A 13,417-nucleotide genomic window follows, 5' to 3' on the forward strand; every position below is an offset into this window, starting at 1 on the left:
TAAATGTTTGTTACCCTGGGACGTTTAATGTCTTTATCTCCCTCGTTGTCAATTCCAGTTTCAAATTCCCAAATGATAAACTCTGTCCTGCGTTCAAACTTGTTGGTTACGATTCCAGAACAGAAGTGGTATGCCTGAAATCACAACGAATAAACCTAATAGCGCTCCAACTCCTGTATAGGTCAAACTAGAGTAAAGCAAATAAATACAAATAAGACAAAACAGCAGCGGAGTTAGGGGATAAAACGGAACTTGAAAAGGTCGTGGTATGTGTGGTTCGCGCTGTCGCAAAACAAATAAGGCGATCGCAGAAAGCAAGAAGAAGAACCAAAACACAGGTGCAGTGTAGTCTACCATTGCTTCAAAGCCATTACGAGGCGCGATAGTTCCTCCTAAAACTAATACTAAGGAAATAGCACCTTGAGCGAGTAATGCACCTATCGGAGTATTGCCATTGTTTCTCCACTTACTGAGAAATTTGAATTGTGCAAAGTCTCGTCCTAATGCATAATTGGTTCGCGCACCTGTAAAAATTGTGGCGTTAGTGGCACCTAAAGTAGAAATAGCAATGAGGAAGCTAATAAATACAGCGCCAGGTGTTCCAAAAGCATAACGCATCAAGTCTGCTGCCACAGCCTCTGAACCAGCGGTTCCAGCAAGTCCTAAGCCTCGAAGATAGGCAAGGTTAATCAACAAATAAATCGTTGAGATAATACAGATACTCCAAACCAGCGATCGCGCCATATCGCGGCGGACATTGCGGATCTCAGCGGAAATATACGCAGCTTCGCTCCACCCGCCATAAGACAGCAAGACAAAAATCATGACTATACCTAAGCTGCTTTCGGTTGTCGGAGTGATTTGTTGTGGAGGACTTGTTGTTATCAGTAAACCAACGCCCACAACAAGAAGTAACCCTAACACCTTAGCTGCTGTTAACAAATTTTGCGCGATCTTGCTTTGTTGTACGCCAATAATATTCAAACCTGTTAATAGTGCGATCGCTAAAGCACCATAGACTGATGGTGAATAAGCGCCCAAGCGCCACAACTGTGAAGCATAATCACCAAATACGAATGCTAATAAAGCAATTGAACCAGTTTGAACTACTGTCATGCGTGCCCAAGCAAATAAAAAAGCCACCGATTTGCCAAACGCTCGTAGCAAGTAGTAATAATTACCACCGGTGTGTGGATAAGTTGTTGCTAATTCGCCATAGCATAATGCACCCAGCAAAGAGACAATGCCTCCTAAAACCCAAGCACCAAGAGCAACAGCCCCATTCCCACTATTCGCTGCCACGAGTGCTGGCGTTTCAAAAATCCCTGCACCGATAACTATACCAACAATGATTGCGATCGCATCTCCAAAAGCCAGTGCAGGTTTGGGTGTTGTAGCAATGCTACTAGCTATTCCCTCTCGATTTAAGTTATGTTCCCGTTGACTCACTACGGTTTATTTCCAGGTTTGCCTACAGCGGGATTCAGCGAGTGATACAAGTCAAATGTATCTACTACGAGGGGAAGCTAAAGCATGGTGCTTCATGCCTCCCCCTTCGTTCAGTAAAGGTCATACTAATGTGACTCTAGTTTCTTGCAGGCGCGTTGCCTCTATCGCCAGGGTTAGGACGGTTACGGTTAGGTCCACCTGCCCAAGGTGGTGAACCTTGTGCTGGACGAATCTGAATCACAGAACCATTAGCACGAGTAATTGAGAAGGCATCAAATTCACCACCTCTACCCAGTTCGCCATTCACGGTAACTTCTTCTTCAGGAGAGAGATTGATTTGTTGCCACCAACGTGGTCCAGCATCTACAATGATTTGCCCGCTACCATCTTCAAGGATGAAATCGTTACCAACTACACTCGTCACTCTACCGGAGATTGTTGTCCCAGGAGGGCGCTGCTGCAAATCACTAATTCTTGTTTGCGAGCGTGCTACGGTAGATATCCCTACTGTAAAAATTGACGCCGCTATAGTTAAGCCAATTAGTAATTGCTTGTTCATAGGCTGAAATCCTCATATTGTCCTTACTTTATAGTTTCAAAAGTAAATGTGACTGTAGAGTGACAGCAACATGAACATCAGGTGACAGTAAAGTAACTTCAGGTAATCCCTAAGTGTACGCTGCTGTCGCACTTAAAGGCTCGTACCAACTTAGGGATATTACCTAATTTAAATTTAGAAGTTGTAACCAACTCCGATCAATAGTCCAACTTCAGTATCATCAATGAAACCAATGTTGACACCTGCAGTTGCTGTAAATTGCTCTGTTAATGGCACGTCAACTCCGCCACTAATTAGTGCACCTACAGTACTGTCTTCTCCTGTAGAAATTGCAATCCCAGCACCAATATAAGGCGCTATGTTGAGTTGTGCATCTGCCACTCCTGTTTCTGCAGGTGGGAAATCTGCCGTAATTGGTATCGCAATTACTGTATTGTCACCAATGTATGCTGCTGGTCTCACAGAAAAAGTGTCGGTCAATCCTATCTTGCTATAAACAGCAAAAGCACCTTCACTCAAAGTGGTTTCTCCACCAAATCCGATGTTACCACCAATTCCGATGTAGCTAGCACCACCACGAGTTGCTGTACCAGGTACAATAGCAGGCTCTACAGTTGTATCTGGAGTTGTTGTATCAGGAACTTGCTGCTGAGTAGGACTTGGGAAAGTTGGATCTGGTTGAGTTGGTTCTGGAAAGGTTGGATCTACTGTTCCAGGTGTTGGTTGAGTTTGGGTAGGTCCTGGAAAGGTTGGATCTACTGTTCCAGGTGTTGGCTGAGTTTGGGTAGGTCCTGGAAAAGGAGTACCTGGTTGAGTTTGAGTCCCAGGCGCGAACGGATCTACTGTTCCAGGTGCTGGTTGAGTTTGGGTAGGTCCTGGAAAAGTCGGATCTGTTGTTCCAGGTGCTGGTTGAGGTTGCACGAGATTTGGACTAGGAGTTGGTTGGGTTATGCCACCTTCTGGTGTTGTTTGGTTTAATGGGTTAGGAGGACTTGATTCAATACGGTCATCAATGTCACCTTCCGTTGGTCCTAAGTTATCAAGATTAGCTTGACTTAATATGGTGGAAGCATTGCCATCTGTCCCAGGCGCGTTTCCATCCACCACCAAATTGCTCTCCGCTTGAGTCACTCCAGATGCTGACCCAATAACAAGCGCAGATGCTGAAGTGGAAACATTGCTGTTTACATCTGCAGTTATTTGCACATCATTATTAACGGTTTGAGCTTGAACCGATGCTGCACTGGTAACAACTCCCACCGCAGTGAGACTTGCTATCAGTGAAGCACGCCTGAACGAAATGGTTTTCATACGTTATTCCTTGTATTCCTTACATTGACCTCTGTGATTCAGGGTGATAGACTGGATTGAGTACTTCCAGTCTTCCTGAAGAATGTGACGCAAATGTGACAAAGCGTCGGTATCAAAAAGATTTCTGCCAAAAGTAATAGTTGACTTTCTTGGAGAAATTTAGGTTTCTACCAGAAAGAGTAGGCACAAGGTTGTATAAAAATTGTTTTAGCTTTCATATTCTGCTCCTCACTCCTCTTATCGTCTACAATCGAGTAATGATTGTTAACTGGATTTAACATTACTTCTGATAATATTGCAACATCTTGTCGCTTTTTGTATCTACCCTCCGGTATCTAATTTAAGTATTAAATGTATAGATTTGGTATCATTATGAGATCGTAGTGATACATATTAATTGATTATATTTTGATAATTTCTGTTTGTTTTGCATCTGTACGGTACAGCTTAGAGTAAGGGTTAAAGCACGCATGGGTTGGTTATTGCAAGGCATTGGAACAGGGTTAGTTGTTTTAGCCATTGCAGACATATATTTAACGGTGTTGTATCCAAGGGGCGACAAAGGTATCATTAGCGTTCCTCTGGCGCGAGGATTATGGCATTTTTTTCGCTTCAGTGCCAAGACAATACGCACACAGCGCGATCGCATACTCTCGTACATGGGTCCGACATTGTTAGTTGCAACTGTTACAGTATGGATACTGCTACTTTTAATTGGGTTTGCTTTGATCAGTTGGGTTGCATTAGATAATGAAATCCAAATGCAAGGAAAAGATACTCCTACAGATTTTGCTACAGCTATTTACTACAGTGGTTATTCACTGTCAACTTTAGGTATTGGTGATATTAGACCTCAAACTGGTACTTATCGCTTGCTAATGATACTTGAAGCAGTCCTCGGCTTCTCTGTATTCACCATAACGCTAACTTATTTGCAATCAGTGTACAACCAACTGATCCAGCGTAATATTTTTGCTTTGAGTCTCCATCATCGTACTGGTAAAACTGCAAATGCTGCTGTGCTACTAGCAGGTTTAGGGTCAAATGGTAGTTTTGACAGCAGTACTCGCCAGGATCTTAATAATATGGCTCAAAGCTTGTTGAATATATTAGAGTCTAATCATTCCTATCCAGTGATGGGTTATTTCCGCTTACAAGAATCTTACTATGCGTTGGCACGAGTTGTTTTTCTCACGATGGATACCGTGACACTAATTAAAAGTGCGCTAAATGAAGAAAGTTATCGCTCTTTAATTTACTCGGCAGCAGTTAAAGGTTTAGAAGAAAGTGGCATGCAATTTTTAGCAGAGTTGGCTGAGTCATTTCTTCCGAGTAGTGCTTTACGCGTTAAAGGACAATCTGAACAAATGTGGCGATCGCATTACTATCAGGCTGTTGAGCATTTAGCTGCGCAAGGAATCGCAACAGTAGCTAACTTAGAAGCTGGTGCAGATTTATATGTTTCACTACGTCGTCGGTGGAACCCTAATATAATTGCTTTGGCAAAATATATGGAATATGACTGGAGTGCGATCGCTCCTTCAGTTGTGCAACGAGTAGATTGAATGAAGCATCAATTACAAGAAAAGCAAATTAAATTAGAGAACTATCAAACAGTTTATCTAGAAGAAGGAGTGACTCATTCAGAAACAATATTATTTTTACATGGCTGGACAATAGCCACCGATCCTTATCAAGAAACTCTACATCTTTTGTCGCAGTACTATCATGTTATTGCTCCAGACTTACCAGGTTTTGGCAAAACAAGTTTTCCTACTGCTGTACCAGATTACAATGGATATGTTGAGTGTATTACTAGTTTCTTAAAAGCTTTAAATTTGAAAAAAGTTCATGTAGTAGGACATTCTGGTGGTGGTGCAGTTGGAGTCGTTTTAGCAGCTAATTTTCCCGAACTTGTTAAGAGTCTCATTTTGATTGATAGTACAGGAATTCCGTTAGGCTTTTTACCCGAGGTGGCACTACGACGGTTAATTGATTTTCCTGCTCAAATTGGCAGATTTAAATTTGAGCCAACATTTCTTTTTATGAAAGCTCTAATAAGTAACTGGATTTTCAAAACTCAAAATATGTTTCAAGCTTCATGGATTGCGTTAGAAAAAGACTTACGCCCATTATTACCACAAGTTCAGTGCCCTACTTTAATTGTCTGGGGCGATCGCGATTTATTTATTCCTGTGAAGTGTGCATACGAGTTCTCACAAGGTATTCCTCATTCACAGTTAATTATGCTGGAAGATGAATATCATGAATGGATATTTTATCATGAGGAAAAGTGCATAAATATTATTGCTAACTTTATTAATGAGGCTGAGCTGTAGCTAAATAACGTTGTTCTACTTGAATACAGAAGGGAAACGCATATGAGTTTCAAGTATAGGTTAACATGTAAAAACACCTTGGCAACTTTTTTAGTGTTGTCACTGACACCTGTAACAGTGGCAGTTCAGGCAGAGGAAGCAAGCGATCGCCCAGAAAGCAACGTTGGACAAAACATCCGTTGTTCCGAAGCATCTCAAGCCGAACAATACTGGACACCTGAGCGCATGGAACGTGCTGAACCACCATCAATGATACGCCCTGGTTCTCCTAATCCCGATGCTCAACCTGAACCACCATCTAGCCCAGAAACGAGTGCTCCGAGTTGGAGTCCACAAAAAGATTTTCAGCCGCAAACAGAAGATTAATAGAAGTATTAAGTTACATTTCACTGCCTACTACTTCTTATCAGTCTTATTCAATCTCAATCTGGCAATGAAATCTTAGGAGCCTCTTTGTATAGCATAGTTGCGTAAACTCAGAAAGCTACTACCAAAATAGGGAGAATACATTGCTCCTGGTTGATGGTTGTACTTATAGCTATTGAGTCCATTGATTTGATTGATTGCTCCAAATCTATTAGGGCTATACTTAACTAACCAGGGACCGCCACTTGCACCACCTGTCATATCGCAGCCAATACCAATTGGATTAGGATTACCAGAGTCATTGACGGCATAAGGTGCAGCACAAACGACCATCCGCCTGCCATCAAAGGGTGGATTTGCCGGATAGCCAAAAGCGTGCCAGAATTGATTGCGCGGGGCATTTGCTAGAAAACCTAGAAACCCTACAACATTGTGAAGACGTCTGTTACCTTTGTCACAAGCTTGAATTGCTCCTAGGTCTTGAGCAAAATTACTATTATTGTGCCAACCAGATCTTGCGTAAAGTCCACATGATGACCATGTTCCATAAGGCGCTGGCACTGCGGTTCCTGGTTTGTAGGCAGGTACAAAGGTAACGTTAGTATGAAATCTTCCTTTGCCATTAGATACACAGTGTCCTGCTGTCCAAATGAGACGTTTATTTGTACTATTAACTGCTGACGCTGAACATACCTTATCTACGCCGTTCTCAGTAAAAAATACCTTGCCTATCGTTGCTTCAGGGTACTGCGTGTATCTGTTGAGATTAACAAAGGAGCGTGAGTACGTAAATGGGTAACTAGCAGCAAATGGAACAGAACTTATCAATGAATTATTTGATAATTGCTCGCTGAGCATCTCTAATTGAGAGGAACTTGGACCACCGCTAGGTGCGCTAACAGGTGAACCAGACGGCGATCGCTCAACTTGAGATGTTGGTTGAGGGAGAGTAGTACGATTAATATTTACTGGCTTAGCTTCCCGCATCCTCTGTGGAGTCCAGTAGGTTGTTGCTTTATCTGCTTGTGCTATGGGTATATTTATGCCGACGTTACCGTTCGATTGAGCAGTAGCAGCTAGGGGTGTGAATGTTGTTAAAAATAAACTCGTAATTGTACTTGTAAAAGCAAAAGATGTGTATAAAATTCTAATCATGTTTCCGTAACTCCTCGTGTAATTATGTTACTTGCAAAGTTGATAGATGTAGGAGTCAACTACAGCTAATTTCGGATAATTGCAGATTTACTTAAGAAATCAATAAAGTTAGCAGTGACCTCATCAACTACAAGATGCTTTTCAAATAAACCTGGAGTCAATCTGCAGCTAACTTAATGACAAAAATGCTTACCTGTTCAATAACTTTTAGTGAACAGAAATCAAAATAATTAACAAAACTTCTTTATGCTATTGTTAGGCTTGTCATGCTAATTCTTCTCTACTCCTCAATTAGAACTAGGATTCGATTAATTTCCTTCAAATTTTATAGAAGTAGAGAGAATAATTCGTTTCAGATTTTGACCTTGCTGATTGCCGATTTTGCCTAACCTAGTTGCATAAAACTGTAATGGAAGTGTGGCATTGCAGAAGTAATGATTAACGCAAGATATTGCTATTTGTCGCAATTCACATCTTGCTTGCATCAAGCCAACCTCACAAATCTATTAAATGACTGTGGGATGGGCAGGAAAGCGCGTCCATCTTTTCTATGGGCAAAATCTCAGGCGAAGCAGTGAGTTACTGATTATTGTAAGTTTAAGCCACTAATTTGAATAGTAATATTTTTATAATAGTCGTAGTTTTATGAGTGTTGACCTCAATTAGGGATTCAGAAACTATTCCGAAGGCAAAAAGAAAGAACAAGGATTATATATGAAGTGATAAATTTTAGCTTCTAAATTTTCAACAACTATGGGCTTTTCCATAAAGTCGTTACATCCAGCGGCTAGTGCTTTTGCTTGGAATAAATATTTAGGTAAACTAGTTACAGCAATAATTGGACATAATGTGTGTTGACGTAACTGCTGAGTTAAAGAAATACCATCAGTTTCTGGTAACATCAGTTCTAATAGAATAAGTGCTGGTTTGTGGGCGATCGCCAACTGCAACGCATTTTGACTATTTATCGCCGTCAGCACACAACAACCATAAACTTTAATAATCTCAGTTGTTAATGTCAAACTATCTAGATCGCTATCAACGACTAAAACAAGCGAATTTTCTCGGTCGGGAAAGAAATAATCTTCTGGTGAAAAATGTTTTAAGTTCACAGTAAGCATTGTCGTTGAGTTCCTCTACACACACCACCTAAGCCCTGAAAACTGTGTGAGATCTACAGCCATGCCTTAGCGAGAACGAGGCATTTCCAAACATGTTATACCTACGCTTGAGATTAGCTCGAAGTTAACTTGCCCAGCTACCGATCCTTGCATTCCAAAATAATCAGCAAGTGAATATGCTTATATTCGGGTATACGTTATAAAATAACCATTTTTGGCTATAAATACGATAACTTTATAATTATTTAACTAATAGAGTTACTTTTTTGTTGTCAATTATACTGTTTATATTGTGTAAAGCTGATTTTTGTTGCGTTGGAAACAGGTAATAAAGAGTTTTGAGTTGAAAAGAATTGAGAAAAATGCTTAATTTAACACTCAAAACTTTTGACACGTCTTTGAGTTAAATTTATTTTCATTTTATTACTTATTTGGGACGTATCTGCTTATGTAGTTGCTCTGCTTTTTCTAGCAATTGTTCGCTTCCAGCTTCAGCAATGCCTTTGACGTAATTAATTTTGACTTCTTCTAACATATCAATCAACAAAGATTGAATTTCTTGAATATTGTGTTTTTTTTGTAATTCGTTTTCTAAAGCATCACGTAAGTTTCTCCCCAAGCGGGCGGTAAGTTCAGCACCTACAGAATCTTGCATTGAATTTGTGAGGTTGTTGTATGTCACACTAAATATAGCTTTAGCTAATCTTTTAGTTTGATTTTTACCAACATTACGCAAACCTGGGATATATTGTAGTGCGCGGTTTCCAGGAAGCTGATGCAGTGTACTAGAAAGACTATGATGAATGAGATTTTCGATATCAGGTTGTACTTGGGGCAAAACATCGTAAACACCGATATGAAAAAGGCGTGAAGCGATCGCGCTCATCTCATTTACATTATTAACCTGTACATAAGGTTTGCGTAGTTCTGGATGCAACAACCATCGAAATACATCTCCCTTGCGAATTGAATTTTGCATTTGTTCAACAATTTGAATTCCTGCCATTTCCGTTAGTTCTGCCGCAAAACCAATGACAAAATCTCGTTGTGCTTCGGCACGAAGAGGGTCAAGATTCAATAAGCCAGTATGGTAAAGACGCACTGATACCGGAAGGACACGCAATAATCGCCAAAAAGGTAACAGTAAAAACAAGTCGTACCAGCGCCTTAACGTTGCTTCTAGCCAACTTAAGTAAGGATAACGATGACGAATTGCTCTCACCCGTGCAAAAAGATCGAGCGCAAAAATCAGTACAAATGGCAAATCGAGTAGCCAAAAATGGTTTGTTGGTGTATCAAGTCGGTTAACACTGCGATAGTAATTGGTTTGCATCAAGGGGCGAATTTGCGTATCCCAAAATTCCATTTCCTGCTGCCAGCCTGCTTGCGTGAGATATAGTGGACTCCAAAATCTTGCAAAAGCATCTCTAGCTAAAGTTTCCCCAGTGCGCACTCGTAGACGTTGCTTGATTGTTTCAAACTGACTACTTTTGTAAGCTGCTGCAAAAGGATTATCTTCAATCAGTGTTTGACTCAGGACACGTATTTGCGCAAGTGAACTTGCAGTTTTAGGTGATTGCAATCCGGTGACAATAACTTGTGCCTCTAAAGCTGCGACTTGGGCAAGATAATTTTCAGTTTCAGGATGCGGTTGAATACCTTTGACCGGATCGTAAAGCCGTGTCAAGCTAGGAATGACTTGTAAATAAAAGTCGCGACTATACAAGTACGTTAGGTCAAAAAGAACTAACAGCAAATTAATCAAGGCGAGAATCGCAATCCCACGTTCTCGCCAAGGGTAGCGTCGCTCGAAATATGGTTTAATTCTTGCCATTAATTTGATCGCAGGGCGCGAGAGTAGGAGTGAGTGGCTGCTTTGGATACTTGATCGCTGCTCTTACAAGCTCTAGTGCCCACAATATCTAAGGTTTGTATTTTTGAAAGACAAACGGTATGAGGCAAGTGAAGTTCACCCTGTTTTAGTATAGCTATTGCAATTTACTAACAAACCTGGTAATGTTTACCATATAATGGAACTTTAAAAGAAAGCAAAATTAAAGTTTAATTCCCCAGTATGAAAATATAGTACTAAGTTGTAAAAGCAATGTCGAGAGCTTAGTAAAAACTCAACATTCTTTGTGCAAACAGAATCAGCACAGCTTATGAGCCAAATTGCAATTAAAACTGCAAGTCCGCAAGAATGGCAAAGTATTCAAGAAATCCGGCGTGCGGTCTTTCAAGAAGAACAAGGAGTCGATCCGGCATTAGAATTTGACGGTAAAGACGAAATCGCTCAGCAGATTATTGCTTACATAGATACCCAGCCAGTAGGAACTGCGCGTGTGAGATATTTAGATGCGAAAACAGCAAAAATAGAACGACTAGCAGTGTTATCAATTGCCAGAGGACAAGGAATTGGTAAGCGATTGATGCAAAAAGCTATAGAACTAGCGATAGAAAAAAAGATTCAAGAAGTCGTGATTCATGCTCAAGAATATATAAAAGTACTGTATCAACAACTCGATTTTATTCAAGAGGGAGAAACATTTGATGAAGCGGGGATTCCTCATGTAAAAATGAGGAAAAAATTAACGATCAACAAGTGTGATTAGGCTCAAACACAATCAAGCGCGAGGGCTGCTGATTCTAGTACTGATCTGGCTTGCAGGTGCGGTAAGCGATCGCATTTGGCTGAATATAGATAACTCAGTTCCCGCTTGGGATCAAGCTGATTACCTCAACGGTTCCTTAAATTACTGGCAAGCTTTACAGCAGATACAGTGGTTTAGTCGTGAATGGTGGACAGACTTCTGGCATCTTTCTTCAAAGATACCGCCTGGAATATACACAGTTGCTGCGATCGTACAGCAAATTTTTGGTCGAGGAATAGAGCAAGCTACACTTATTCATTTGATATTTAGTGCGATTCTCCTCACTTCTGTTTATGGATTAGGTGTACAACTATTCAGTAGAGAAATAGGCTTATGGGCAGCAGCATTGTGTCAATTATTTCCTAGTCTTTACCGCTACAGACTAGAATTTGTCTTAGATTATCCCTTGACTGCTGTAGTAACACTCTCTTTTGTGTGTTTAACACTTTGGACTTGTAGTGCAAGCTTAATAGCACCGGTAAAATCTTGCTTATCTACTAGCAAACAATGGTTGTGGGCTGCGGCTTTTGGGATTTCCTTCGGGCTAGCGATCTTAGTCAAACAAACCGCGTTATTTTTTCTATTCGTTCCAATACTCTGGGTAGGCATTGCAACATTGTATCGACGACAATGGCAGCGTTTATTACAGTTAATCGCAAGTCTACTGCTATCAGTAGTGATATTCTATCCTTGGTATCGCACCAATTGGTTAACTGTCTTAACAAGTGGTAAACGCGCAACAATAGATTCTGCGATTGCTGAAGGCGATCCACCTTTAAATACTCTTGCAGCTTGGACTTATTACTGGAAAATTCTACCTTATCAAGTTTCTTGGTTATTACTTTTAGTACCAATCATCGGAATCCTTCTTTATTGGAAGCGCAAGGAAAAATATCATACCTCATTAGCTTGGTTAGGCATATTTTGGCTAGGTGCTTATTTTTTATGTTCATTAAATATCAATAAAGACGAACGTTATGTTTTGCCTTACTTACCAGTTGTTGCCTTATTTTTAGCTTATGGTTTAACATCCTGGCGCGGACGTTGGGGAAATCGTATTCGTTGGGGTAGTGTCAGTTTGGCGGTACTACTGATGTTTCTCAATCTGTTTCCCCTAGGAGATATAAGTCAAAGTATGACACAAGTGTTGAGTCCTAAAGCAGAACACTATGCTTTGGTTGGTATTCAGTTACCGCATGCAGAAGTGATCGAAGAAATCATTCAACAAGCACCTTATCTACGCTCAACCTTAGGAGTTTTACCATCTACTCCACAGATCAATCAACACAACTTTAATTACTATGGGGCATTACGAGACTTCCAAGTTTATGGGCGACAAGTCGGAACGCGATCGCAGCAAATAGCACAAGATGCACGATCGCTTGATTGGTTCTTAACAAAAACTGGCGATCAAGGTTCAGTTCCCGCAGCCCAAGCAGAAATGGTGCAAACGATTGAGCGATCGCCTGATTTTAAAATTCACAAAAGTTGGGCATTACCTGACGGTAGCACGTTAAATCTATATCGCGATCGCACTCCGGAGGTTGAAGTTACTTCAGTGCAAACGCCATCAGCAAATGTGAAATTATTGCAAGTTATAGTACCTCAACAAATACAGCCTGGGATACCTGCGCCTGTCACCTATCAATGGATTGGTTCGTGGGATGAGTTGCAGTCTGGTTTAGTGTTACTTGATTGGTATCAGGATACCAATTCAACTCAGTGGATACACGATCATGCAGTCGGAATGGGAAATCTGCATTCAGTCGATCAAACTCATCAAGGCACATTTCAAGTAATTGAACGGATGGCAATGCTACCGCCGGCAAATCTCCCCACAGGAACTTATACATTAAAAGCAACTTACTTGAACCGTAATACAGGGGAAACTTATCCAATTACGTTCCCGCCAGTGACTGTAAATATTGAACCGAATGCTGAACCTGTTGCGGCACCAGAACTCGATTTATTAACGCAGTTGCGGATTTTAGCTGCTAGTTTACCCCAAGGACCAACAGCACTAGAATGGGTTTTTGAAGAAATTGCCCGCATTAATCAATACGATCCAACGCAAGATTATTTGACGCAAACTCAACAAGCCTTAACCTATCGCCTACAGCAGGAGTCACAAAATTTAGAGTGGGCGTATACTTTGGCTTTATCTAGAGTATTGAAGCAACAAGTCAAAGAAGCGATCGCAGCTTTAGAAAAAGTCACTCAACTCGACGCTCAAAACCCTTATGCTTATGCCTATCTTGCTTTTGTCCATCTTTATAATTGGCACGGCGTACCTGCTGCAGCTGCCCTTAAAAATGCTCGTACACTCAACTCTACTATTCCAGAAATTCAAGCCCTCAGCAGTGTTGCTGCTTTGTTGCAAGGCAATCTTATAGATGCATGGCACTATTTTACAACTTGGCAGAACACCTAAAATCTGTCGTACTTTATTTTACCCCGATCTCTGAT

At 40.8% G+C, this 13,417-nt stretch carries 11 protein-coding genes; 5 read left to right on the forward strand and 6 right to left on the reverse strand.

The window, feature by feature from the left end; translation table 11 throughout:
- Positions 1–93 precede the first annotated feature (93 nt).
- The 3 genes from IQ230_RS01810 to IQ230_RS01820 form a co-directional block, all read right to left on the reverse strand.
- Positions 94–1,449 (reverse strand): APC family permease, encoded by a 1,356-nt coding sequence (locus IQ230_RS01810; protein ID WP_193930252.1) that lies wholly within the window; start codon positions 1,447–1,449, stop codon positions 94–96.
- A gap of 136 nt (positions 1,450–1,585) precedes the next feature.
- Positions 1,586–2,008, reverse strand: coding sequence for a DNA-binding protein (locus IQ230_RS01815; RefSeq protein ID WP_193930253.1), 423 nt, complete (start codon positions 2,006–2,008; stop codon positions 1,586–1,588).
- Positions 2,009–2,182: 174 nt separating this feature from the next.
- Positions 2,183–3,319 (reverse strand): hypothetical protein, encoded by a 1,137-nt coding sequence (locus IQ230_RS01820; protein ID WP_193930254.1) that lies wholly within the window; start codon positions 3,317–3,319, stop codon positions 2,183–2,185.
- Between the two features lie 470 nt (positions 3,320–3,789).
- Here IQ230_RS01820 and IQ230_RS01825 point away from each other — a divergent pair, with 470 nt between their 5' ends.
- The 3 genes from IQ230_RS01825 (at position 3,790) to IQ230_RS01835 (ending at position 6,024) form a co-directional block, all read left to right on the forward strand.
- Positions 3,790–4,884, forward strand: coding sequence for a potassium channel family protein (locus IQ230_RS01825; RefSeq protein WP_193930255.1), 1,095 nt, complete (start codon positions 3,790–3,792; stop codon positions 4,882–4,884).
- Positions 4,885–5,658, forward strand: coding sequence for an alpha/beta fold hydrolase (locus IQ230_RS01830; protein ID WP_193930256.1), 774 nt, complete (start codon positions 4,885–4,887; stop codon positions 5,656–5,658).
- A 78-nt stretch (positions 5,659–5,736) separates the two neighbouring features.
- Positions 5,737–6,024 carry a hypothetical protein gene (locus IQ230_RS01835; RefSeq protein ID WP_193930257.1) on the forward strand — a complete coding sequence of 96 codons (288 nt, stop codon included), beginning with the start codon at positions 5,737–5,739 and terminating at the stop codon, positions 6,022–6,024.
- Positions 6,025–6,099: 75 nt separating this feature from the next.
- On the opposite strand, the gene IQ230_RS01840 is transcribed toward IQ230_RS01835, so the two are convergent.
- From IQ230_RS01840 to IQ230_RS01850, 3 genes are all read right to left on the reverse strand, one after another.
- A complete protein-coding gene (locus tag IQ230_RS01840) occupies positions 6,100–7,179 on the reverse strand; it encodes a trypsin-like serine peptidase (RefSeq protein ID WP_193930258.1) in 1,080 nt (359 codons plus the stop codon).
- 677 nt (positions 7,180–7,856) lie between these two features.
- A complete protein-coding gene (locus IQ230_RS01845; protein ID WP_193930259.1) occupies positions 7,857–8,300 on the reverse strand; it encodes a response regulator in 444 nt (147 codons plus the stop codon).
- A 427-nt stretch (positions 8,301–8,727) separates the two neighbouring features.
- Positions 8,728–10,134: a hypothetical protein gene (locus IQ230_RS01850; protein ID WP_193930260.1), complete on the reverse strand. Its 1,407-nt coding sequence runs from the start codon at positions 10,132–10,134 to the stop codon at positions 8,728–8,730.
- 328 nt (positions 10,135–10,462) lie between these two features.
- On the opposite strand from IQ230_RS01850, the gene IQ230_RS01855 reads away from it, so the two are divergent.
- Both IQ230_RS01855 and IQ230_RS01860 read left to right on the forward strand, forming a co-directional pair.
- Positions 10,463–10,912 (forward strand): GNAT family N-acetyltransferase, encoded by a 450-nt coding sequence (locus IQ230_RS01855; RefSeq protein WP_193930262.1) that lies wholly within the window; start codon positions 10,463–10,465, stop codon positions 10,910–10,912.
- Complete coding sequence (locus tag IQ230_RS01860) at positions 10,905–13,382, forward strand: glycosyltransferase family 39 protein (protein WP_193930265.1); 2,478 nt, start codon at positions 10,905–10,907, stop codon at positions 13,380–13,382. Before IQ230_RS01855 ends, IQ230_RS01860 begins: the two co-directional genes overlap by 8 nt.
- The last annotated feature ends 35 nt before the right edge of the window (positions 13,383–13,417 follow it).

The organism is Gloeocapsopsis crepidinum LEGE 06123, from assembly GCF_015207655.1.
Lineage (GTDB): Bacteria > Cyanobacteriota > Cyanobacteriia > Cyanobacteriales > Chroococcidiopsidaceae > Gloeocapsopsis > Gloeocapsopsis crepidinum.